The sequence below is a fragment of the Nocardia ignorata NBRC 108230 genome, assembly GCF_001612905.1.
Lineage (GTDB): Bacteria > Actinomycetota > Actinomycetes > Mycobacteriales > Mycobacteriaceae > Nocardia > Nocardia ignorata.
Window position 1 is genome coordinate 232,520 of sequence record NZ_BDBI01000017.1, and the last position, 23,290, is coordinate 255,809.

At 69.2% G+C, this 23,290-nt stretch carries 15 protein-coding genes and 1 tRNA gene; 10 read left to right on the forward strand and 6 right to left on the reverse strand.

Annotated elements, in window-relative coordinates; translation table 11 throughout:
• Nucleotides 1–3 precede the first annotated feature (3 nt).
• The 4 genes from NI2_RS16075 to nudC all read left to right on the forward strand — a co-directional run bounded on the left by NI2_RS16075 (nt 4) and on the right by nudC (nt 9,605).
• Nucleotides 4–3,768 carry an ATP-dependent helicase gene (locus tag NI2_RS16075; protein WP_084476468.1) on the forward strand — a complete coding sequence of 1,255 codons (3,765 nt, stop codon included), beginning with the start codon at nt 4–6 and terminating at the stop codon, nt 3,766–3,768.
• Nucleotides 3,765–7,406 carry an ATP-dependent helicase gene (locus tag NI2_RS16080; protein WP_067491583.1) on the forward strand — a complete coding sequence of 1,214 codons (3,642 nt, stop codon included), beginning with the start codon at nt 3,765–3,767 and terminating at the stop codon, nt 7,404–7,406. Before NI2_RS16075 ends, NI2_RS16080 begins: the two co-directional genes overlap by 4 nt.
• A gap of 229 nt (nt 7,407–7,635) precedes the next feature.
• Nucleotides 7,636–8,688 (forward strand): potassium channel family protein, encoded by a 1,053-nt coding sequence (locus NI2_RS16085; RefSeq protein WP_067491584.1) that lies wholly within the window; start codon nt 7,636–7,638, stop codon nt 8,686–8,688.
• Between the two features lie 23 nt (nt 8,689–8,711).
• Nucleotides 8,712–9,605, forward strand: a complete 894-nt coding sequence (gene nudC / locus NI2_RS16090) for an NAD(+) diphosphatase (protein WP_067491585.1) — start codon at nt 8,712–8,714, stop codon at nt 9,603–9,605.
• Between the two features lie 159 nt (nt 9,606–9,764).
• Here nudC and NI2_RS16095 read toward each other — a convergent pair whose 3' ends face one another.
• The gene (locus NI2_RS16095; protein WP_133733916.1) at nt 9,765–9,995 is read right to left on the reverse strand and encodes a mycoredoxin; all 231 of its coding nucleotides are present in this window, start codon (nt 9,993–9,995) and stop codon (nt 9,765–9,767) included.
• Between the two features lie 90 nt (nt 9,996–10,085).
• On the opposite strand from NI2_RS16095, the gene NI2_RS16100 reads away from it, so the two are divergent.
• The 3 genes from NI2_RS16100 to NI2_RS16110 all read left to right on the forward strand — a co-directional run bounded on the left by NI2_RS16100 (nt 10,086) and on the right by NI2_RS16110 (nt 13,148).
• The gene (locus NI2_RS16100) at nt 10,086–12,242 is read left to right on the forward strand and encodes an ATP-dependent DNA helicase UvrD2 (RefSeq protein WP_067491739.1); all 2,157 of its coding nucleotides are present in this window, start codon (nt 10,086–10,088) and stop codon (nt 12,240–12,242) included.
• A 110-nt stretch (nt 12,243–12,352) separates the two neighbouring features.
• Nucleotides 12,353–12,685, forward strand: a complete 333-nt coding sequence (locus NI2_RS16105) for a hypothetical protein (protein WP_133733820.1) — start codon at nt 12,353–12,355, stop codon at nt 12,683–12,685.
• A gap of 136 nt (nt 12,686–12,821) precedes the next feature.
• Nucleotides 12,822–13,148, forward strand: a complete 327-nt coding sequence (locus NI2_RS16110; RefSeq protein WP_279537537.1) for a WhiB family transcriptional regulator — start codon at nt 12,822–12,824, stop codon at nt 13,146–13,148.
• Between the two features lie 148 nt (nt 13,149–13,296).
• Here the strand turns inward: NI2_RS16110 and NI2_RS16115 are convergent, their stop codons facing one another.
• The 3 genes from NI2_RS16115 to NI2_RS16125 all read right to left on the reverse strand — a co-directional run bounded on the left by NI2_RS16115 (nt 13,297) and on the right by NI2_RS16125 (nt 17,197).
• Nucleotides 13,297–14,646, reverse strand: a complete 1,350-nt coding sequence (locus tag NI2_RS16115; RefSeq protein WP_371851985.1) for an ABC1 kinase family protein — start codon at nt 14,644–14,646, stop codon at nt 13,297–13,299.
• A gap of 49 nt (nt 14,647–14,695) precedes the next feature.
• Entirely contained in the window at nt 14,696–15,571 is an 876-nt protein-coding gene (locus NI2_RS16120; protein WP_067491589.1) for a TOMM precursor leader peptide-binding protein, read from the reverse strand.
• Between the two features lie 207 nt (nt 15,572–15,778).
• The gene (locus NI2_RS16125) at nt 15,779–17,197 is read right to left on the reverse strand and encodes a zinc-dependent metalloprotease (RefSeq protein ID WP_067491590.1); all 1,419 of its coding nucleotides are present in this window, start codon (nt 17,195–17,197) and stop codon (nt 15,779–15,781) included.
• A 127-nt stretch (nt 17,198–17,324) separates the two neighbouring features.
• On the opposite strand from NI2_RS16125, the gene NI2_RS16130 reads away from it, so the two are divergent.
• On the forward strand, nt 17,325–18,350 hold the full coding sequence (locus NI2_RS16130) for a YlbL family protein (protein ID WP_067491591.1): 1,026 nt from the start codon (nt 17,325–17,327) through the stop codon (nt 18,348–18,350).
• A gap of 32 nt (nt 18,351–18,382) precedes the next feature.
• Here NI2_RS16130 and NI2_RS16135 read toward each other — a convergent pair whose 3' ends face one another.
• Nucleotides 18,383–18,961 carry a PPA1309 family protein gene (locus NI2_RS16135; RefSeq protein ID WP_067491592.1) on the reverse strand — a complete coding sequence of 193 codons (579 nt, stop codon included), beginning with the start codon at nt 18,959–18,961 and terminating at the stop codon, nt 18,383–18,385.
• A 157-nt stretch (nt 18,962–19,118) separates the two neighbouring features.
• On the opposite strand from NI2_RS16135, the gene NI2_RS16140 reads away from it, so the two are divergent.
• Nucleotides 19,119–22,100 (forward strand): UPF0182 family protein, encoded by a 2,982-nt coding sequence (locus NI2_RS16140; protein WP_067491743.1) that lies wholly within the window; start codon nt 19,119–19,121, stop codon nt 22,098–22,100.
• A gap of 69 nt (nt 22,101–22,169) precedes the next feature.
• Here NI2_RS16140 and NI2_RS16145 read toward each other — a convergent pair whose 3' ends face one another.
• Complete coding sequence (locus NI2_RS16145; protein ID WP_067491595.1) at nt 22,170–22,718, reverse strand: transglycosylase family protein; 549 nt, start codon at nt 22,716–22,718, stop codon at nt 22,170–22,172.
• A 354-nt stretch (nt 22,719–23,072) separates the two neighbouring features.
• Here NI2_RS16145 and NI2_RS16150 point away from each other — a divergent pair.
• Nucleotides 23,073–23,146 (forward strand) — tRNA-Met (locus NI2_RS16150).
• The last annotated feature ends 144 nt before the right edge of the window (nt 23,147–23,290 follow it).

The following is a 23,290-nucleotide window of genomic DNA, read 5'->3' on the forward strand; positions in this document are numbered from 1 at the left end:
CTCGTGCGCCGGACGACGCGAGCGCCCCGGCCGCGGGCCTGGGGCGCGCCTGTGCGCGCGCTGTTCGCCGAACAAGCCCAACCCGCCCCGCCGCGCCCCGGCTGGTTGCCGTGGCAGGTGCTCGGTGGCCCCGGCACGGGCAAGACCTCGCTGCTGGTCGACCTGGTCGCGGCCCGCATCACCGACGGCGCCGACCCGTCCTCGGTCCTCGTCCTCACCCACACCAAACATGCCGCCGCGGCCTTGCGCGACGCCGTCACCCACCGGCTCGGCCCGCACACCGGCATCCCCGGCGCCAGCCGCGAACCCATGGTGCGCACCCTGCACTCCTACGCCTTCTCGGTGCTGCGCCGCCACGCCGAACGGCACGGCAACCCGCCGCCGCGTCTGCTCACCGGTGCCGAACAGGACGCGGTCCTGCGCGAGATGTTGCGCGGCGACCTCGAGGACATCGAAGACGGTGCGTCTGGTCTGTGGCCGCCGCGCCTGCAGCCCGCGCTGACCCTCGGCGGGTTCGCCGAACAACTGCGCGACCTGATGCTGCGCGCCACTGAACGCGGGATCGGCCCCGAGGACCTGATGAAGCTGGGCCGTGAACACGACAACGACGCGTGGGTGGCCGCCGGTCGGTTCCTGCAGCGCTATGAAGAGGCGTCGATGCTGCGCTGGTCGGTCGGTGTGGCCGCGCCGGAAGCCACCGCGCCCGCCCTCGACGCCGCCGAACTGGTCGGTGCCGCCCTCGACGCGCTCGCGGGCGATCGCAACCTCCTTGCCGCCGAACGTGATCGGATCCGGTACCTGCTCGTCGACGACGCCCAGCACCTGGATCCGCAAGCCGCGACCCTGGTGCGCGCGATCGGCAGCGGTAGCGCGAGCACGGTTGTCACCGGCGACCCCGACCAGGCCGTCTTCACCTTCCGTGGCGCCGACTCGCGGTTCCTCGTCGACCTCGACACGGTCCCCCAACGCCGAATCATCCTGCGCCACAATCACCGCAGCGGTGCGCCGATCCGCCTGGCCACCGCCCGCATCGCCGCCCGGCTGCCGGGCAGTGCGCGACATCGAGTGCTGCCGGGTCACGAGGTGCCCTCTGCGTCGGACGATCCCGAGATGGAGCGGGGCGACTCCCGGCTCGACGAGATTGCCGACCGGCAGGTGCGCGGCAGATCTGAGCCGGTAGCGGCAGATGGTGTTTCGCCGCAAGGTGCCGAGGAGGGTGCCGAACAAGTTGTAACGGAAGATCATTCGGCGCCGCTCGGCGAGAGTCCGACGGCCGGGCCTGCCCTGGACGACGAGTCGAGTGTGCGGGTGCGCGTGTTGTCGACGCCCGCCAAGGAAGCCGCGCTGATCGCGGACCATCTGCGGCGCGCGCATCTCACCGACGGCGTGCCGTGGTCGGACATGGCGGTGATCGTGCGATCGGTGCCGTTGTCGCTTGCGCCGTTGCGGCGGGCGCTGCTGGCCGCCGGGGTGCCGGTGCGCAGGCCCGCCGTGGCCGAACCACTGGCGCGTAGGCGGGGCGCGGCGTGGATGGTGCTCGCGCTGCGGGTGCTGCTGGCCGGTGATCGATCGCGGCCGGGTTCGCGCCGGGCCGTCGATTCGGTGTTCTCCCCCGAAGACGCCATGGATCTGCTGTCGGGACCGCTCGGTGGGGCCGATCAGATCGCGCTGCGCAGGTTGCGCCGTGGCATCCGCCGCACCGTGCTCGACCTCGAACGCACCGGCGCGTTGGCGGGCACGCCGCCCGAAGCGGCCGACCAGTTCCTGCTGTGGGACGAACCGCCGCCACCACCGGAATGGCCGGAGCCCGAACCGGACCCGGTCGACGACGAGTGGCTGCCCCCGCCGCCGGACCCCGACGACCCGTTGCGCCCGGAGCCGGAACCGGACTGGGATGTCGCCGAACGGCTCCCGGACGACATCGACGTCCTCGACGCCGAAACCATGCCGCCCGCACCGGACGTCGTCGCCACGCCGACGCGCCCGGAACCGGCCGAGGTACCGCTGATCGACCAGTCCTCGGCCGAGGTGCTGCGCGACCTCATCGTCGGTATCGGCGAGCCCCGCCTGCTCGACGGTCTCACCGAGGTGGAGGCGGCCCCGCTGCACCGGGTACTGCGCGCCGTCGACAAGGCCAGGCAGGCCCAAGCGCGCGACAAGGGCCTCGAAGACGTGCTGTGGACCCTGTGGACCAGTTCGCGACTGGAACGCCGCTGGTTCCGCCAGTCCCGGCGCGGCGGCGCGGCCGGTATGCAGGCCGACCGCGACCTCGACGCCGCCGTCGAATTGTTCGACGCCGCAGCGGCCTACGTCGACCGGCTGCCCAAGGCGGGTATCGAGGGTTTCGTGGAATATCTGCTGCACCAGCAGATTCCACAGCAGGGCAGGCCGTTGACCGCCGAGACGGAGGCCGTCACGCTGCTCAGCGCGCACGCGGCGGCGGGCCGGGAATGGGACGTGGTCGCGGTCGCCGCCGTGCAGGAGGGCATCTGGCCCAACCCGCGTGCGCGCGGCACGCTGCTGCACACCGAGGACCTGGTCGACCTGGTGGCCGGTGTCGACCCGGCGGCGAAGACGAACCGGGCGGCCCCGATCCTCGCCGAAGAACGCCGACTGCTGCTCGTCGCGTGCAGCCGGGCTCGGCGCTCACTGCTGGTGACCGCCGTCGAATCCGTTGCGGGAGATCAGGACCTGGTGCCGTCGCGGTTCCTCACCGAACTGCTCGGCGACGACGACACCGGCGAGCCGGGCGCCCTGCCCGTCGCCGATCCCGGCCGCGCGCTGGTGATGCACGCGCTGGTCGCCGAATTGCGCGGTGTGGTCTGCGACCCCGGCGCCGACCCGCGGCGCCGCGACCGCGCGGCCCGGCAGCTGGCGCGCCTCGCCGATGCGGGTGTGCCGGGTACCGACCCCGACGACTGGTACGGCACCGCGGCCCTGAGCAGCGAACGCGAACTGTGGGACGACGACGATTCACCCATCGGCCTGTCCCCGTCGACGGTCGAACTGCTGCGCACCTGCCCGCTGCGCTGGGCGCTGGAACGCCACGGCGGGACCGACGGCGACAACCCGCACGCCGTGAAGGGCAACCTCGTACACACCCTGGTGCAGGCACTGGCGGGCAACGTGCCAGAACACCAGGTGCGCGCCGCCCTCGACCAGGCGTGGAAGGCGATCGACCCGGCCACCGGCTGGCACTCCCGCCAGGAACTGCGCCGCACCGAGGCCATGCTCGAGACCTTCCTCGCCTGGGTGCGCACCACCCGTGGCGAACTCACGCAGGCCGGGGTCGAGGTGCCGGTGGACTGCGTGCTGCCGCCGCGCGCGGAAGGGGAACGGCCCGTGCGTATCCGGGGCCGGGTCGACCGGCTCGAACGCGACGCGCAGGGCCGGTTCGTGATCGTCGACGTGAAGACGGGCAAGACACCGATCAGCGCGAAGACCGTCGCCGACCACGCCCAGCTGGCCACCTACCAGGTCGCCGCCGCCCACGGCGCCCTCGACGAGGAGGACGCCGAACCGGGGGAGCCGGGCGGTGCGCGCCTGGTCTACGTCGCCAAACCCCACAACAAGACCGGGGCGACCGAACGCGCCCAGGACCCCCTCGACGCCGAGGGACTCGAGCAGTGGCGAACCACCATTCACGACGCCGCCGCGGCCACCCGCGGCCCCGGCTACCTCGCGGTGCGCAACGACGGGTGCAGGCACTGCCCGGTCGGCGGCAGCTGTCCCGTGCGTGACACCGGACGGCAGGTGACCGACGAGTGAGCGGCGTGCGCGTCACCCCGCAGCGGCTGGCCGACGCGCTCGGCCTGCCGCCACCGACCGACGAACAGGCGGCCGTCATCGCGGCCCCGACAGGTCCGACGCTGGTGGTCGCGGGCGCGGGCGCGGGCAAGACCGAGACGATGGCCGCGCGCGTGGTGTGGATGGTCGCCAATCAGCTCGTCGCCCCCGACGAGGTGCTCGGCCTCACGTTCACCCGAAAAGCGGCACAGCAGTTGACGTCTCGCATCCGCACCCGCCTGGCCCGACTGGCCGGTGCACCGCTGGTCCGCGAGATCGACCCCAGCGGCGCGCTGCGCACCGTCATCGCGGGCGCCGAACCGGAGATCAGCACCTACCACTCCTATGCGGGCAGGCTGCTCACCGCACACGGTCTGCTGCTGCCGGTGGAACCCTCGGCCGCGCTGCTCACCCAGACGCAGCTGTGGCAGCTCGCCCACGAGGTGGTCCGTTCCTGGGACGGCGACCTCGACACCGACCGCACCCCCGTCTCGGTCACCGAGGCGGTGCTCGCGCTGTCCGGGCAGCTCGCCGAACACCTGGTGGAGCCGGAGGAACTCGCCGAAGCGCACGCCGAACTGGAAAAACTCGTCTACACCCTGCCCGCCGGACCACGTCAGCGCGGCGGCCCGAGCCAGAAACTCCAGGACGTGGTCAACGCCCAGCGCGAACGCGTCGCCCTGCTTCCGCTGGTCAATCAGCTCGCCGAGGCACTCGAACGCCGAGGTGCCCTCGACTTCGGCTCGCAGATGTCGCTGGCCGCCCGCCTGGCCGTCGACCACCCCGAGGTCGCCGCCGCTGAACGCGCTCGTTTCAAACTGGTGCTGCTCGACGAGTACCAGGACACCGGCCATGCCCAGCGAGTCCTGCTGTCGGCCCTGTTCGGCAATGCCCGGGCGGTACAACAGAATCGGCGTAGCGAGCCGGTGCGGGTGCGCGCGTCGGCCACGTCCGACCACGCCACGCTGTGGTCCGACGACCCGGCCCCCGGTGAAATCGCGTCCGATGTGCGTCGGGCCGGCAGCCCCGACCTCCACGGTGGTGCGCGCGATGGCGTCGGTGATGGTCGGCGTGGTGATTCGCCGAGCTCCGGCTGGCCCGGCGGGGGCGGCCCTGGTGCGTCCGGGGACGGAAGTAGAGCCGGGGAAGCAGGTTCCGGTGCGCTCGCCGTGACGGCGGTAGGTGATCCGATGCAGTCGATCTACGGGTGGCGTGGTGCCTCGGCGGCGAACCTACCGCGGTTCGCGACGGATTTCCCTGTCGGCGACGGGCTTCCGGCGCCGATTCTGCCGTTGCTCACCAGTTGGCGGAATCCGCCCGAAGCGCTGGCGTTGGCCAACCTCGTGGCCGACCCGTTGCGGTCGCGAGCGCGCGCGGCCGGGGGTGCGACCGTGGATGCCCTGCGTGCCAAGCCCGACGCACATGCGGGCGCTGTCGAACTCGCGCTCACGGAAACTGTTGCCCAGGAACGGGATTGGATCGCCGAGCGGATCGCCCGCGAGTGGATCCAGGCGCGGGAGGAGGGCAGACCGCCGCCTACCTCGGCGGTACTCATCCGGCGCAACGCGGACGCCGCGCCGCTGGCCGAAGCTCTGCGCGAACAGGGCCTTCCTGTCGAAATTGTCGGACTCGGTGGTCTTTTGGCGACCCCCGAGGTGGCCGACATCGTCGCCACCCTGCGGCTGATCGCCGAACCGGGCACCGGGAGCGCGGCGGTGCGCATCCTCACCGGCGCGCGCTGGCGCATCGGTGTCGCCGACCTGGCCGCCCTGGCCAAGCGGGCTCGGATGCTGTCGATCGGGAGCCTGTCCGGCGATGCCTCCACCGCGATCACCGACGCGACCGGCCTGGCGTCCGCCCTGCGTGAGGTGGCCCCGGAACCCACCGAACGGGCGGGCCTGGCCGACGCCATCGCCGATCCCGGTCCGGCGGAGAACTATTCGGAGGCGGGTTACGCGCGCATCCTCGCCCTCGGTGAGGAACTTGCGGCCCTGCGTGAACGCAGCGGGCAGCCACTGGTCGAACTGGTCGCCGACGTCGAGCGGACGATCGGCGTCGGTGTGGAGACCCAGACCCGCCGCGCCATCGCGGGCGGCGGCGCGGGCCGCGAACACCTGGATGCCTTCGCCGAGGTGGTCGCGGGTTATGCCGCCGACTCGCGCGCCTCGCTCAGCGGGCTGCTCGCCTTCTTCACGGCCGCCGAATCCGTCGAGAACGGTTTGGAGCCGGGCGAAGTGGAGGTCGCCCGCGATCGGGTTCAGGTGCTCACGGTGCACGCCGCCAAGGGGCTCGAATGGGAAGTCGTCGCGGTGCCGCACGTGAGCGCCTCGGTGTTCCCCTCCACCACCGCACTGAGCACCTGGCTCGGCGCCCTCACCGAACTCCCCACCACCCTGCGCGGCGACCGCGCCCAGCCCGACGCCGCCGAAGGCGTCCCGGTCCTCGACCTGAGCGGCGTCGGTGACCGCGCCGAACTCGAACAGGCCATCACCGAACACCGCGACGCGCTCAAGAGCCGCCGCCTCGACGAAGAGCGCCGCCTGTTCTACGTCGCCCTCACCAGAACCGAACGGGTACTGCTGGTTTCGGCCTACTACTGGCCCGAAACCGGCACCTCGCAGAAGGGGCCGTCGGAGTTCCTGCTCGAACTCAAAGAGGCCAACGACGACCCCGACAGCCCCGCCTACGGCGTCGCGACCGTCGCCCGCTGGGACGACAAACCACCGGCCGACGCCGTCAACCCCTTCGCCGACAACCCGCCGACCGCCCAGTGGCCCCGCGACCCACTCGGTGACCGCCGCGACCCCATCGAACAGGGCGCCACCCTCGTCCGCGCAGCCCTCGACCAGTTACGCAGCACGCCGGCCGAATCCGCGCCCGAGGACGACGATCCCGAAGGTTGGGCCAACGACGTCGACGCCCTGCTCGCCGAGTTCACCGCCGCCGAACTCGCCGAACAGCAGGTGGAACTGCCCGGCCAGCTCCCCGCCACCGCCCTGGTCGAACTGCGCGCCGACCCCACCCGCCTGGCCGCCCGCCTACGTCGCCCCCTGCCCTACCCGCCGAACCCGATGGCCCGGCGCGGCACCGCCTTCCACGCCTGGGTGCAGTCCTGGTACAGCACCGACCAGTTGCTCGGCCTCGACGAACTACCCGGCGCCGCCGACACGGCAGGCCGCGCCGATCAGGAACTCGCCACCATGCAGGCCGCCTTCCGTCGCTCACCCTGGGCGCACCGCAACCCCATCGACGTGGAGGTGCCCTTCGAAACCAGCATCGCGGGCACCGTCATCCGCGGCCGGATGGACGCGGTCTTCGCCGAACCCGGCGACCGCTGGATCGTCGTCGACTGGAAGACCGGCGCCGAACCCGGTCCCGCCGACGAACCCGCCGTCGCCATGCAGCTCGCCGTCTACCGCCTGGCCTGGGCCCGCCTGATGGCCGCCCGCACCGGCGAATCCGAGGACGCGATCCTCCAACGAGTCGGCGCCGCTTTCCATTACGTACGCTCCGGCCGCACCATCGCCCCGACCGACCTGGCAGGCCCGGACGAACTGGCCCGCCTCATCCACGACGCCGCCCCGGAAAACAAGGACACCGAACAGCAAGACCCCCACTGAGCCGATACTCTTCCCGCGAAGAGGAAACACAAGACCGGTCTCGGCGCTGCGTACCGAGACTCGCGGCGCCAGCTAGTCTTCCCCGCGAAGAGGAAACCACGATCGGTCTCGGCGCGTCGCCGCCTCTGGACTGACCGAAGGGTGCGACGAAGGAGTGCCCGTAGGGAGGGAAGAGGCGGCGCTTAGCGCCGAGACCCGCGGCGCCAGCCGCCAAAAAAGGAGCGCGACGATGTTCGACAAGCGCCGCCCGCTCGGGCTGAGTAGCAGTCCCGACTACGCGCTGGTCGGTTTGTTGCGCATCCCGGTCGAGCAGATCAGTCCCTGGACCTCGCTCACCCGCCGCGTCCTTTTCGCGATCCTGCTGCTGTTCACCGCCGCGGGCGTGGTGTATCTGGGCCGCCACGGCTACCGCGACAACTCCGGTGACGAATTGTCGTTCCTCGATGCGATGTATTACGCCACGGTGTCGCTGTCGACCACCGGGTACGGCGATATCGCCCCGATCACCCCGTCGGCGCGGCTGGTGAACATCATCGTCATCACACCCCTGCGTGTCCTGTTCCTGATCGTGCTGGTCGGCACCACTCTCAGCGTGCTCACCGAGCGGTCCCGGCAGGCGTTCAAGATTCAGCGATGGAGGCACACCGTGCGCAATCACACCGTTGTCGTCGGTTACGGCACCAAGGGACGCACCGCGATCGATGCCATGCTCGGCGACGGTGTGCAGGCGTCCGACATCGTCGTCGTCGATACCGATCCGATCGCGCTGGAGGCGGCGGCGGGTGCGGGTCTGGTCACCGTGCACGGTTCGGCGACCAAGTCCGATGTGTTGCGCCTGACGGGCGTGCAGCGGGCGTCGTCGGTGATCGTGGCGACCAACCGCGACGACACCGCGGTGCTGGTCACCCTCACCGCCCGCGAACTGAACAAGACCGCCAAGATCTGTGTCGCCATCCGCGAGGCCGAGAACACCCACCTCGTGCGCCAGTCCGGCGCCGACTCGGTGGTGGTGTCGTCGGAGACGGCGGGCCGGTTGCTCGGGATCGCCACCACCACCCCGACGGTCGTGGAGATGATGGAGGACCTGCTCACCCCCGAAGAGGGTTTCGCGGTGGCCGAGCGTGAGGTGGAGCCGAGCGAGGTCGGTGGGTCGCCGCGTCATCTGTCCGACATCGTGCTCGGTGTGGTGCGCGACGGTCAGCTGATCCGCGTCGGTGAGCCCGAAGTCGACGCGCTCGACGCGGGCGACAAGCTGCTCTACATCCGCAACGGCGGCAAATAGCGGCAGCGGCTAGGCTCGGCGATGTGTCGTTCCGGCTGAAAAACGTTCCGCTGCTGTCGCGTTCCACCGTCGATCGGGCCGAGCACGTGCGGGTCGATCCCGCCGCGCTGCGCGAGGGGTGGGGAAAGGCCCGGGTGCTGCGGGTGGATCCGCGCGGGCGGGTGCGGGTGGACGGCGGCACCATCGTTCTCGACGCGGCCACCGCGTTCGGTGGTTTCCCCGAGGACCGGGCGGTGTTCCTCGGGGTCGCCGAGGGTGCGCACCTGTGGGCGGTGCGGGAGCCGGAACTCGAGGGCACGCTGAAAGATCTGCGCACACTCGGCGCGGTCGACGACTTCACCGCCGAACTGCTCTCCACGGCCTACGCCCTGCTCAACTGGCACGACCACGCCGGTTTCCACGGCGGTGACGGGACCTCGACCACCCTCGCGCGCGGCGGCTGGTCCCGGTTGACCGGCACCGGCGTCGAGGAATTCCCCCGCATCGACCCCGCCGTGATCGTCCTGGTCCACGACGGTGCCGACCGCGTTCTGCTCGCCCGCCAGCACAGCTGGCCGCCCGCGATGTTCTCGCTGCTCGCCGGCTTCGTCGAAGCGGGTGAATCGCTGGAACGGTGCGTGGAACGCGAGGTCCGCGAGGAGGTCGGCGTCGACCTGCGCGAGATCGACTACCTGGGCAGCCAGCCGTGGCCGTTCCCGCGCTCGCTGATGGTCGGTTTCGCCGCCGTCGGCGATCCCGCACAGGAACTCGCCTTCTCCGACGGTGAGATCGAAGAAGCCCACTGGTTCACCCGCGACGAGGTCCGTGCCGCGCTGAATCTCGGCGACTGGTCGACCCGCGACACGAACGCCCGTCTCTTGGTCCCCGGCTCCATCTCTATCGCCAGAACCATCATCGAATCCTGGGCTGAATCCTAGGAGCGCTGGCGCGCTCGAGTTCGCGGCCCCTCCGGTCCCGACGATCAGGCACCGTGCTTGCTCCTTCGTCGCCTACGCAACGGCACCTGATCGTCGGGACTGCCGCGAACCGCCGCTGCGCGGCGAACCCTCCTCGAGGTCGGGTCGTGGTGGTCCAGATCAGGACTGCGCGGCTAGGGTTTGCTTCACTTGGGCGAGCGTGGGGTTGGTCGCCGTTGAACCGTCGCGGTATTTCACTGTCGGGACGACGTGGTTGCCGTTGTTGACGCTGCCGACGAAATCGGCGGAGGCGGGATCCTCTTCGATGTCGATCACCGTGTAGGTGATGCCCGCCTCGTCGAGCTGGGTCTTGAGGCGGCGGCAGTAGCCGCACCAGGTGGTGGAGTACATCGTCAGGTCAGGGGTTGTTTCGCTCACGCGGTGTGCAACGTCTCGACCGGCCCTGGTGTTCCGGCCGGGTTCTTGTCGGCGGGCGCTGTCATGATGGTGGCCGTGTCAGCACTCGATCTCGCCGCCCTCGACCCGGAACAGGCCGCCGCGGTGCGGGCACCGAGGGGACCGGTGTGTGTGCTCGCGGGGGCGGGTACCGGCAAGACCAGGACCATCACCCACCGCATCGCACACCTGATCGCGGGCGGTCACGTGAAGGCCGACCAGGTCCTGGCGGTGACGTTCACCGCACGCGCCGCGGGGGAGATGCGCGGCAGGCTGCGGGCGATGGGCCTCGGCGGTGACGCCGGGCAGGTGCAGGCACGCACCTTCCACGCGGCGGCGCTGCGGCAGCTGCGGTACTTCTGGCCGCAGGTCGTGGGCGATGTGCCGTGGCGGTTGCTCGACAGCAAGTTCCCCGTGGTCGCACAGGCCGCCAACCGGGCGGGACTGGGCAGCTCGACCGAACTGATCCGCGACCTGCTCAGCGAGATCGAATGGGCCAAAGCCTCGCTGATCGCCCCGGAGGACTACCCGGCGGCCGCCGCGAAATACCACCGCGACGCCCCCGTCGAGGTCACCCGGGTGGCCCAGGTCTACGCGGGGTACGAGTCGGCGAAGACCTCCGCCGACGGCCTGTTGCTCGACTTCGACGACCTGCTGCTGCACACCGCCGCCGCGCTCGAGGACTACCCGGCTGTCGCCGACGAATTCCGCGGCCGGTACCGCAGTTTCGTCGTCGACGAGTACCAGGACGTCACGCCGCTGCAGCAGCGGGTGCTCGACGCCTGGCTCGGCGAGCGCGACGACCTCACCGTCGTCGGTGACGCCAACCAGACCATCTACTCCTTCACCGGCGCCACCCCCAACTACCTGCTCGACTTCTCCCGCCGCTTCCCCGACGCCACCGTCATCCGGCTCGAACGCGACTATCGCTCCACCCCCCAGGTTGTGTCGCTGGCCAACCGGGTGATCGGTGCCGCGCGCGGCCGCATCGCGGGCACGCGGCTGGCGCTCGTCGGCCAGCGCCCCGACGGCCCGGAACCCGAATTCGCCGAGTACCCCGACGTGCCCGCCGAGGCCACGGCCGTCGCGGGCAAGATCAAGAAGCTGATCGCCGCGGGCACACCGGCAGCCGAGATCGCGGTGCTCTACCGGATCAACGCCCAGTCCGAACCGTTCGAACAGGCGCTCAACGAGCGCGGTGTCCCCTTCCAGATGCGCGGCGGCGAAGGGTTCTTCCAGCGCCAAGAGGTGCGCCAGGCCGTACAGAAACTGCGCCAGGCCGATACTCGCGACGACCTGCCCGACGAGGCACGCAGCGGCGGCGGGCTCATCACGCTTGTTCGCGCCGAGCTGGCCTCGGTCGGGCTCACCGCCGAGGAACCCGCCGGCGCTCAGGCCAAGGAACGCTGGTCCGCGCTGCTCGCGCTGGTGCAGCTCACCGAGGAACTCGTCGGCCACGACCCCGAGATCGACCTCACCGGTCTGCTTCGCGAGCTCGCCACCCGCGCCGAGGCCAAACACCCGCCGACCGTCGAAGGTGTCACGCTGGCGTCGCTGCATGCCGCCAAGGGCCTGGAATGGGACGCGGTGTTCCTCGTCGGCGTCAGCGACGGCACGCTCCCGATCCAGCACGTACTCGGCGACGACGGCAGCCCGTCCGACCAAGCGGGCCTGGAAGAGGAACGCAGGCTGCTCTACGTGGGCGTCACCCGCGCGCGCGAACACCTCACGGTCTCCTGGTCGCTGGCCCGCGCCGAGGGCGGCCGACGGGTGCGCAGGCGTTCCCGGTTCCTCAACGGTCTCGTCCCCGACGACTCGCCCGCCTCGCGCATCGCCGCGACGGCGACGGGTCCCAAGGACGCCGACGGCAAACGTCCGCTGTGCCGGGTCTGCGCGAAACCGCTGATCGGCACCTACGCCTCGATGCTCGGCCGCTGCAGACGCTGCCCGGCCGAACTCGACGCCGAATTGCTCGCGGCCCTGCGGGAGTGGCGCGCGGAGAAGGCGGAGGTCCTGCGCGTGCGCGACTTCGTGGTGTTCACCGACACCACCCTCACCGCCATCGCCGAACAGCTCCCCGCCGACGACAAGGGGCTGGCGGCGATCGCGGGCATCGGCCCGAAGAAGATCGAGCAGTACGGCGCCGATGTGCTCGCGATCGTCGCGTCGCGGATGCGGGCAAAGACACAAAACCCCAGGTAGAAAATAGGTTGTCCGCATATCGATCTTTGCCTATGGTGGACAGCACGCACCGAGAGTGATCTCGGCGCGCGGAAACTATCAGCACACGAGTTCAGGAGGGAGGCAGTCAGATGAACAGCAACACCGCATTCGTCGCGATGGGCAATCGCGACCTGGTGAACGAATTCATGGTGTCCGCCTCCCGGGGGGTCCTCGCTCTGCAGGGGACCGGTCTGTCCGGCGTCGATACCAAAGCTGTCCCGATGACTGTCATGCATCAGCACAGCCCTGTTCGTCTCCAGGACAAGCCCATTGTGGGTTGGCAGCCGACCGCCGTTCCGGCATCGGCAGACACGTTCGCCGATGAGGCCGGATACGCACCGGCGATCTTCGGCGGCGCAACCCGCCTCCGCGTCCACCCAGCGACCGTGCTCAGGTCTCGACACAGATGTCGAACTAGGTAGGAATTCCTCCCTAGACCTCCTGGCCACGGATCGCGAGAAGCGAAATCCGTGGCCATTGTTTTCGGCTCCTCAGCCGCAGGCTCCGGGTTCGCACACCGAACACCACGACCGCTGCAACGAGCTGAAGGAGAACGACGTGTTCACCGCCCAGGACTGGCCGACGGCCACTACTGACGTGACATGCCGAACCGTGGCGCAGACCCCTCGCGTCCGTGAGGTCACCACCAAGACCCTGCCCTGCCGGGCCGGAAACCCCGATCTGTGGTTCGCCGAGAGCCCCACCGATCTCGAGCAGGCCAAACAGCTGTGCGCCTCCTGCCCGATCCGTAAGGGCTGCCTGACGGCGGCCATCGACCGTGGCGAGCCGTGGGGTGTCTGGGGCGGTGAGATCTTCGACCAGGGTGTCGTGATCGCTCGCAAGCGCCCGCGCGGTCGCCCGCGCAAGGTCGCGATCCCGGCATGAGTGGTCAGCGGCCGGAGGCGGCAGCGGAGTGTAACCACGTAGGCCGCCCGAACATGCCGCATGAACACCGCATGAACCCGGGGAAAGGGTTGTACCGCAAGCGAACCGCTCACCGTGCGTCGGTGGGCGGTTCGTTTGTTCTGTGCGGCTAGGAGGCTTGCTCGGCGGGGAAGCCGGGCACCCAGGTGCGGACCAGCCGCATGAAACCCAGTTCCGCGTCGAGCTGGGCGAGGATGCCGACGGAGCCGCCGAGTACCCGGAAGACCATCACATATTCCGCCGGGAGTTGCAGCGCCCGAGCGGTTTTCATCTCCGGACTGGAGAATTCCGACGCCTTGCCCGCGACCCGCTGCATCCAGGCCCTGGTGAAATGGAAGGTGTCGGTGCGGATGGGGTCGCTGAACGGACGCAGGTAGGCCTCGATCTCTTCGTGCGTCACCTTGCGACCCGGAATCACCCAGCCGTGCTCGTAGAGCAGCCGAGTGAGGGCCTCGTGGTCGTCGGCGACCGCCAGCGCCAGCATCTCGCCGAGGATGCGGGGGAAGCCGTCGGGCATCGGCGCGCAGGCACCGAAGTCGAGGACCGCCAGCTTGCCGTCGGGCCGCACGAGGAAGTTACCCGGGTGGGGGTCGCCGTGCAGCAGGCCGGCCAGCTCGGGGGAGGAGAAGTGGAAGGTGCCCATCAGCTCGGCGATCCGATTGCGTTGCGCGCGGGTGCCTTCCGGGTCCTCGGCGCCCGCCTTGATCAGCGCGGAGACCGGTGTGCCGTCCAGCCATTCGGTGACGATCACCTTCGGCGCACCCGCCACGACCTTGGGGACCACGATGTGCGGGTGCCCGTCGAAGGCGGCGGCGAAGCGGCGCTGGTTGGCCGCCTCGATGCGATAGTCGAGCTCTTCCTCGGTGCGCTCGGTGATCTCGGCGAGCAGCGGCTTCACGTCCGCGCCGGGGATCACCGACGCCAGCAGACCCGACATCCGCGACAGTGTCTTCAGGTCGGCGCGCAGCGCGTCGTCGGCACCGGGGTACTGCACCTTCACCGCCACCGCGCGGCCGTCCGACCACACCGCCCGGTGCACCTGACCGATGCTGGCCGACGCGGCGGGGGTGTCGTCGAAGGACTGGAAACGATCACGCCACTTGGTGCCGAGCTGCTGGTCCAGGACCCGGTGCACGGTTTCGATCGGCATCGGCGGCGCGGCGGCCTGCAACTTGGTGAGGGCCTCGCGATAGTGCTCGCCGAATTCCTCCGGCACGGCGGCCTCCATCACACTCAGGGCCTGGCCGAACTTCATCGCGCCGCCCTTGAGTTCACCGAGCACGGCGAACAGCTGCTCGGCGGCCTTCTGGTTCAATCCGGCGTTGATCTGCTGCTTGTCACCCCCGACGAGCTTCTTGCCGAACCCGACGGCGGCTCGCCCCGCGATGCCGAGCGGAATTTTGGCCAACTTGGCATTGCGGCTGGAGCTGCGGCGCACGATCTCGGACACGCTACCCATCATGGCCGAACCTGCGGCCGCTGTGCCATGGGAATGCTCACACCGGCGATCATCGGGCCACCTCCGCACGATGACCGGCCAGTGTCCGGCAGCCGCACTCCGGGTGCGGTGGCCACGGTCTGCGGTGCAGTTCGTGCGAATCGAGGTCGAGTTCCATGGTGGCGTCCAGGGTCGCGGGCCGTCGTCGCGGTGAGCATTCGACGATGGCTTCCAGCTCGCCGAGCGCCAGTGCGGTGGTCGCCGCCACGCCGGCGGGGGAGGCGTGGCCGGTGCGGCCGAGCAGTTGCGCCGCCAGGTGCGGCCAGTCGTGGTCGAGGCCCGCACGGGTGAGGTCGGCACACCGCAGGCAGCTGGTCTGACCGGGCAGGACGAGGGGACCGACGACGCCGATACCGTCGCGCACCCGCACCTGCAGGTGCGGCACCCGGCGCAACACCAGGTCGACCGACAGACGCGGGTCGATCATCAGCGCGTCGGTGAGTACCACCAGATCGCAACCGGGGGCACCGACCACCACCTCGGGGCGGAACGTGCGCGATCGAGAGGGCCGGAATCCCATGCGGCGCAACCCGATCGTCACCGCGTCGGACAATGGGCCGAGCCCGTGCACGGTGATCGACCGGATCTTGGCCTGTTTGCGCTCGGGTTGCAGCAGCAGCCCCGCTCGGTCGATCGCGGTGAGCAACGAGACGGTGCGCTCGGGGGAGATACCGAATTCTCCGGCACGCCAGATGATCTGCGGCCGCGACTGCAGACCGTCGAGCAGCCGGAGGAAGGCGAGCACCGTGCCGGTGTCGAGCTCGGTGGTCTCGAGGACGAGCGCGCGTTCGGGGTCCCAGCCCAGTTGCACCGTGCCCGATGGCCGGACCAGGGTGGTCACCCTCGGGTGCAGCATCGGGCCGCGCAGTGGTGTTGTGGTCGTCATGCCAGAAGTATCGGCATCACCTCGGCTGCGACCAGGGCCCGAAAGCCCGGTTATCCACAGGTTTTGGGCGTGTCGTTTCGACGATCTCGCCTTGTGAACAGGCGATGTTCCGCCCGTCGTCACGGCGATTCGAGACGACGCCACGCCGAAAAGCCGTGTCGCGCAACCGCCGACGGAAAGTTGTTCACCGCCGGTGGTCGCGCACCGTCACGAGTGGTCGGAGTCCGGGTCGTCGCCGGTGTCGTCGGACTTCTTCTCGTCCTGCTGCGCCTGGTCGCGCTCGCGGGCCTCGGTCTCGGCGAGCTGGGCCAGCGGATCGTCGAAAGCGCCTGTGCCGCCGCCGATCACGGAGTCGATGAACCCGGCGGGGGAGTCGAGATCGGTGGAATCGGGCAGCAGGTCGGGGTGTGCCCACACTCCGTCGCGACGCTCGATGCCCGCGTCGTCGGTGAGCCTGCGCCACAGCGCCGAGGCCTCACGCACCTTGCGCGGGCGCAGCTCGAGACCGACCAGCGTCGCGAAGGTCTGCTCGGCGGGCCCACCGGTCGCCCGGCGGCGACGCAGCGTCTCCGACAGCGCAGTCGCACCGGGCAACCGCTCGCCGACCGCGTCGGCGACCACCACGTCCACCCAGCCCTCGATCAGCGCCAGCAGCGTCTCCAGCCGTTCCAGCGCGGCCTTCTGCTCGGGCGTGGTCTGCGGTTCGAAGGTGCCCTGCGAGAGCAGTTCCTCCAGCTTGGACGGATCGCTGAGCATCATCGGATCGATGTTCTGGGCGGCGTCCTCCAGCGCGGAGAAGTCCATCTTGATGCCGCGCGCGTACGCCTCGACCGCACCGAGCACCTGCTGACGCAGCCACGGCACATGCGCGAACAGCCGCTGGTGCGCGGCCTCACGCGCGGCGAGGAACACCATGATCTCGCTCTCGGGCTGCTCGAGTCCCTCGCTGAACGAGGCGATAGCGCTCGGCAGCAGCGCCGCGGTTCCGGCCGGTCCGAGGGGCAGACCGATATCGGTGGAGGTGAGCACCTCCTTGGCCAGCTGACCGAGCGCCTGGCCCAGCTGCGAACCGAACGCGAGCCCACCCATCTGACCGAGCATGCCGACCATCGGACCGGCGAACTGCTTGGCCTCCTCGGGCAACTGCGCGGTCCACATGCCCGAGATCTGCTCGGCCACCGGGTCGCACAGGCGCTTCCAGGTGGGCAGCGTCTCCTCGATCCAGTCGTTGGCCGTCCATGCCACGGTCTTGCTCGCACCCGCCGGAAGGACGGTCGAACCGTCGAGCCACAGCTCGGCCAGGTGCGCCGCGTCGGCGACGGCGGAGGAGGTCTTCGCGGCGATCGGTGCGACGGTGGCACCGAGTTGCTGACGCGCCAGCCGCTTGGCCACGTCGTAGTTGACCGGGCCCGACTGGGCGCCGCCCGGGCCGCCACCCTGGCTCATGCCGCTGATCATCTGGCCGAGCTGGGTCAGCATCTGACCCAGCTGCGACGGGTCGAAGCCGCCCGTGCCGCCTGCCCCGAAACCGAACGGATCCGATCCGCCGGGTCCGTTCGCCTCGTCGCGACGCTTACCGGACTCGTCGTCGTCGCGGTTCGAGAAGCCGAAGGGGTGATCGCTCATGCCTCTTACGTTACGCGGGACCTGCCGGTCCACGGTGTTCGCGCATCGCGAAATCCTCGGCAGGGCCGACGGCGCAAAAGCGTGGCACTGCCGTCACCCGCCGAAGGTGATCACTACTGTGGTCGGAGTGAATCGTCGGATCCTCACCCTGATCGTGGCCCTGGTACCCGTCCTCGTGCTCGGCGTGGTCGGCAGTGTGGTCACCGTCCCGTTCGTCGCACTCGGCCCCGGCCCGACCTTCGACACCCTCGGCCAGGTCGACGGTAAACCGGTGGTCGATGTCACGGGCGCACCCCTCGATCCGACCACCGGTCAGCTCAATATGACGACCGTTTCGGTGCGCGACGAACTGAACCTGTTCGAAGCGTTCGGCTTCTGGGTGAGCGGTGAACACGGCCTCGTCCCGCGCGCCGAGGTGTACCCGCCCGGCGTGTCGCGTGAAGAGGTGGACAAGTCCAACCAGCAGGACTTCAAGGACTCCGAGAGCAATGCCGAGGTCGCCGCGCTGCACCACCTGAAGCTGCCGACGGTGGTCCTGGTGCGCGGTGTCGTCGAGGACGGCCCGGCCAAGGACATCCTCGCCGCCGACGATCAGATCATCAGCATCGACGGCAAGCCGATCACCGCGCCCCAGGAAGTGATCGACCTGGTCGGCACCAAGAGACCCGGCGACGTCATCACCGTCGTCTACCGGCGCGGCGACGTCGAGCAGACCACCCCGATCACCCTCGCCGCCCGCCCCGACGACAGCAACAAGGGCTACCTGGGCATCGGCCTCGGCGAGGGCGGGCGCCCGCCGCTGAAGGTGGAGTTCAACCTCGCCGACATCGGCGGTCCCTCGGCCGGGCTCATGTTCAGCCTGGCCCTGATCGACAAGCTCTCACCCGGTGAACTCAACGGCGGCAAGTTCGTCGCGGGAACCGGAACCATCGACCAAGACGGCAAGGTCGGCCCGATCGGCGGCATCCAGTACAAGATGATCGCCGCGCGTGAGGCGGGCGCCGAAACCTTCCTCGTGCCCGCCGCCAACTGCAACGAGGCAGCTCAGCGCATCCCGGAGGGGCTGCGACTGGTGAAGGTCGACACGCTGGACACCGCGATCACCGCCCTGTCCGACATCGAAGCGGGCCGCGAACCCATCAGCTGTGCGTGATGGCGGCTGGCGCCGCGGTTCTCGGCAGTTGATCACTCGAGAGTGTGGTGCAAGGCCTCGACGAGGCCCGGGGCCAGGTTCGGGTAGGTGCGCAGGTCGAGGTCGCCGAAGCCGTCGTCGTCCTCGGGGCGGATCTGCAGCAGGCACAGCGACGCGCCCTGGCGCAACACGCCCGCGATGAGGCGGGCATCGCGGCGGCCCGGGTGGGCGTGGGCGGCGGCGCGCCCGGCCGCGTCGGCGGCTTCGTCGTCGGCGAGCAGCGGAACGAGCGCCTCGTCCAGATCGCTCTCCGCGTCCGGCGGCAGCACCACGATCTCCTGGACGAGCACGCAACCCTCGACCGCGGGCGGCCAGGTGGTGGTGGCCAGGAATTCGTCGAGCGCCATCGAACCGCCGGTGATGTCGTCGGGGAAGGCTTCCTGGGCCACGGGTGTCAGTTCGCTGCCGTCGTCGAGCTGATCCTGCAGGTCCGGTTCGGCCGCGGCGAGGTCGGCGGTCGGCACCAACGCGAACATCTGCGGCGGATTGCCCCAGCCTTCGGCGTCGGCGAACTCGACGACCTCGCGCACACAGCGGGCGAGGAGAACTTCGGCGTGCTCGTCATCGGTCACCCGACCATCCAATCATTTTCGGCCCTGCCGCTTGCACGGTGTCCGATTTCCGTAGAGTGGGCGCCAACGATCCCGAACAGGATCACCCGCAACATCGGACTGCGGTGTCCGCGCCCGGAATCGGTCGCGGAACCGCCGGAGCATGGAGAGTGGCACCGTGGGCATGCGGCCCCCCACCGGCTTACCTTCGTTGTCCCGACGCAGCCGTGTGCTGCTGGTGACGGCTGTCGTCCTCGCGGCGCTGCTGCTGCTCGGGCCCCGCCTCACCGACGCCTATACCAACTGGTTGTGGTTCGGCGAGGTCGGCTATCGCAGTGTGTATCTGGGCGTGTTGCGCACCAGATTCATCTTGTTCGTCGTGATCGGCCTGTTCGTCGGGCTCGTGGTGTGGGCGGCGTTGCTGCTCGCCTACCGTTCGCGTCCGGTGTTCGTGCCGGTCGCCGGGCCCAACGATCCGATCGCGCGCTACCGCACCACCGTGATGGCGCGGCTGCGCTGGTTCGGTATCGGCATCCCGGTGCTGCTCGGCCTGCTGTCGGGCCTGGTGGCGCAGTCGAATTGGGCAACGGTGCAGCTGTTCCTGCACGGCGGCGACTTCGGTCAGCAGGACCCGCAGTTCCATCTCGACATCGGGTTCTACACCTTCGACCTGCCGTTCTACCGGATGGTGCTGAACTGGCTGTTCGTCGCGGTGGTCATCGCGTTCTTCGCGAACCTGGTGACCCACTACGTGTTCGGCGGGCTGCGCCTGGCCGGACGCGAGGGCGCGCTCACCCGTGCCGCACGGGTGCAGCTGGCCGTGATCGCCGGCATCTTCGTGCTGCTCAAGGCCGTGGCGTACTGGTTCGACCGGTACGACCTGCTGTCGAGCACACGCAAGGAACCCACCTTCAGCGGTCCGTCGTTCACCGACATCAACGCGGTACTGCCTGCCAAGCTGATCCTGCTGTCCATCGCGGTGATCTGCGCGATCGCGTTCTTCGCCGGCATCGTGCTGCGCGATCTGCGGGTGCCCGCGATGGCGGCGGCGCTGCTTGTGCTCTCCTCGATCCTGGTCGGCGCGGTGTGGCCGATGGTCGTGGAGCAGTTCTCGGTGCGACCCAATGCCGCCGAGAAGGAAAGCCAGTACATCGAGCGCAATATCCAGGCCACGCGCGAGGCGTACGGCATCACCGACGACAAGGTCGAGTATCGCGATTACCAGGGTGTGAGCACCAAGAGCCCGCTCGAGGTCCCCGCCGACGCGGCGACCATCGGCAATGCCAGGCTGCTCGACCCGAACATCCTCTCGCCCACGTTCACCCAGCTGCAGCAGCGCAAGAACTTCTACGGCTTCCCTGAGTCGCTCGACATCGACCGCTACAACGTCAACGGCGAGCTGCAGGACTACATCGTCGCCGCGCGCGAGCTGCACCCGGCGGCGCTGTCGGGTAACCAGAAGGACTGGATCAACCAGCACACCGTCTACACCCACGGCAACGGTTTCGTCGCCGCGCCCGCCAACCGCGTGAACAAGCCGCAGTCCGACGCGCAGAGCGCATCGGGCGGCAGTGATTCGGGGTACCCGCTGTTCACGGTGAGCGACCTGTTCACCGAGAAGGACAAGCAGGTGATCAAGGTCGACCAGCCGCGCATCTACTTCGGCGAGCTGATCTCCCAGACCGATCCCGACTACGCCATCGTCGGTACCGCCGAGGGTGAGGCGCCGCGCGAATACGATTCCGACACGGCGCAATTCACCTACGACGGCAGCGGCGGCGTGCCGGTGGGCAACTGGTTCAACCGGTTGGCCTTCGCCGCCAAGTACGCCGAGCGCAACATCCTGTTCTCCTCGGCGATCAGCGACGACTCCAAGATCCTGTTCAACCGGTCGCCGCGCGACCGGGTGCAGAAGGTGGCGCCGTGGTTGACCACCGATGGCAACGCCTACCCGGCGGTCGTCGGCGAGCGCATCGTGTGGATCGTGGATGCCTACACCACCCTCGACAAGTACCCCTACGCGCAGTCGACCTCGCTCGACGGCGCCGTCGAGGACAGCATCGACAAGAAGACCGGGCGGGCCATCCCGCGCAAGGAGGTCAGCTACATCCGTAACTCGGTGAAGGCGACCGTCGACGCCTACGACGGCACCGTCACCCTGTACGAGACCGACACCAACGACCCGGTGCTCAACGCCTGGCAGGGTGTCTTCCCGGATGCGGTGAAGCCCGAGAGCGAGATCTCGGCGGAACTGCGCGCTCACTTCCGCTACCCGGAAGACCTGTTCAAGGTGCAGCGCGAGATGCTCACCAAGTACCACGTGGACAACCCGCGCGAGTTCTTCACCAACAACGCCTTCTGGTCGGTGCCCAGCGATCCGACGATCGAGGGCGGCACCTTCAACCAGCCGCCGTACTACGTGCTGCTCGGTGATCCGAAGACGAACAAGCCGGTGTTCAACCTGACCTCGTCGATGGTCGGCTACAACCGCGAGTACCTGTCGGCCTACATCTCGGTGCGCTCCGATCCGGAGGGCTACGGCAAGTTCACGGTGCTACAGCTGCCCGGCGAGACGCAGACGCAGGGTCCGCAGCAGACGCAGAACTCGATGACCACCGCCGACGCGGTGTCGCGGGAGAAGACGCTGCTGTCGAACTCGAACAAGATCCGCTACGGCAATCTGCTCACCCTGCCGGTGGCCGACGGCGGCATCCTGTACGTGGAGCCGTTCTACAACGAACGCAACACCGGTTCGTCGACGTTCCCGCAGCTGCTGCGCGTGCTGGTGAGCTACCGCGACTCCGGTGGCGGTGTGAAGGTGGGTTACGCGGCGACCCTGGCCGACGCGCTCAATCAGGTGATCCCGGGCGCCGGTTCGCTGGCGACCCCGTTCGGCGGCGACCCGTCGGTGAAGCCGAAACCGGGGGCGACCCCGCCGGTCGACCAGGGCTCGACTCCGCCCGCCGGTGGCGTCGTTCCGCCGCCGCCCGCGTCGGGTACCCCGTCGACGCCGACTCAGGAAGCCGCCGCGGCCGAGCTGAGCCGCAAGATCGAGGCGGTGCGCACCGCGATGCGCACGGGCAACTTCGCCGATTTCGGTAAGGCGCTCGAGGAACTGGACAAGGCCGTGCAGGCCTACCAGGACGCGGGCGGCCGGTAGCGGTTCGCGACACAAGAAGGCCCCGCCGGAATCGGCGGGGCCTTCTTGCTGCAGGGGGAAACGAGTGGATCAGCCGGCGATCTGTGCGATCAGCGGGGCGTTGGCGTTGAGCAGGTCCTGGTACTGACCGGCGACACCGTACTGCTCGGCCAGGGCGCGGCCCGCGGCGGTCGCCTGGTCGACGGCGGCGCGCACCTCGCTGGGGGCCTCGGCGGGCAGCTCGACCGGCAGCTCGACGGCAGGCTCTTCGATCGGGGCCGGGATGGGCTCGGGCTCGGCGGCCTGGAGGTACTTGCCGCAGTGCGGCCACGCGCCGACACCCTGGGTGGCGAGCACGTTCTCCGCGACGCGGATCTGCTCTTCCTTGCTCGCGGTGTGGGCCGAGCCCTGTCCGCCGTTGGCAGCCCAGGTGCTCTGCGAGAACTGCAGGCCACCGTAGTAACCGTTGCCGGTGTTGATGCCCCAGTTCCCGCCGCTCTCGCACTGGGCGACGCCGTCCCAGTTGTGGGCGGCGGCGGAGGCGGTGCCGGTGGCAAGGCTGAACGGAACGGCAACCAGGGCGCCGGTAACGGCGGCGACGCCGAGGGCACGGGTGCGGAATTTCCGGGTTTCAGTCATGGGGGAGACGCTAACCAAGAATTGCGCGCCGATCACATCTTGATAACGGACCCATTGTGTGATTGGAACAGTTGTCTTTTCGAGGTTTATGCGGTGTATTCGGCGGGAATGCATAGGTGCCGAGTGGTCTGTAATCGCACCGTTATGTGCCCGAGATCACGGCGAAATAGTGATCCCGGTCACCGATCCGGATGTGCGGTCCGGGTTTGACCAGATTTTGGTGATGGTCATCACAATTCGACGCTCTGTCGACGATCCCATGTCGGTGAAGATCGCTCCGCAACCGCGAAAAACCCTGCCTGACCTCACGATTTGGCATCTGCGCTAACCCATGTGTAATGTTGTATTCACCGACGCGGGGTGGAGCAGCTCGGTAGCTCGCTGGGCTCATAACCCAGAGGTCGCAGGTTCAAATCCTGTCCCCGCTACAAACGAAGACGGTCCTGACCACAAGGTCAAGACCGTCTTCTTTTTTGTCCAGGCGTCGTACGGCTGAGCGACCCTGTTGACCGTCACTGTTCCCGCTGTTCACCGTCGGTGACATGTACAAGGACGCAGCCGACACCGTGTTC

What these genes read in the sequence shown, in the direction of transcription:
- NI2_RS16145 (WP_067491595.1), bottom strand. Translation starts at nt 22,718, where the DNA reads ATGACTGAAACCCGGAAATTCCGCACCCGTGCCCTCGGCGTCGCCGCC.
- NI2_RS16115 (WP_371851985.1), bottom strand. Translation starts at nt 14,646, where the DNA reads ATGGGTAGCGTGTCCGAGATCGTGCGCCGCAGCTCCAGCCGCAATGCC.
- NI2_RS16120 (WP_067491589.1), bottom strand. Translation starts at nt 15,571, where the DNA reads ATGACGACCACAACACCACTGCGCGGCCCGATGCTGCACCCGAGGGTG.
- NI2_RS16100 (WP_067491739.1), top strand. Translation starts at nt 10,086, where the DNA reads ATGATGGTGGCCGTGTCAGCACTCGATCTCGCCGCCCTCGACCCGGAA.
- NI2_RS16105 (WP_133733820.1), top strand. Translation starts at nt 12,353, where the DNA reads ATGAACAGCAACACCGCATTCGTCGCGATGGGCAATCGCGACCTGGTG.
- NI2_RS16125 (WP_067491590.1), bottom strand. Translation starts at nt 17,197, where the DNA reads ATGAGCGATCACCCCTTCGGCTTCTCGAACCGCGACGACGACGAGTCC.
- NI2_RS16095 (WP_133733916.1), bottom strand. Translation starts at nt 9,995, where the DNA reads ATGTACTCCACCACCTGGTGCGGCTACTGCCGCCGCCTCAAGACCCAG.
- NI2_RS16085 (WP_067491584.1), top strand. Translation starts at nt 7,636, where the DNA reads ATGTTCGACAAGCGCCGCCCGCTCGGGCTGAGTAGCAGTCCCGACTAC.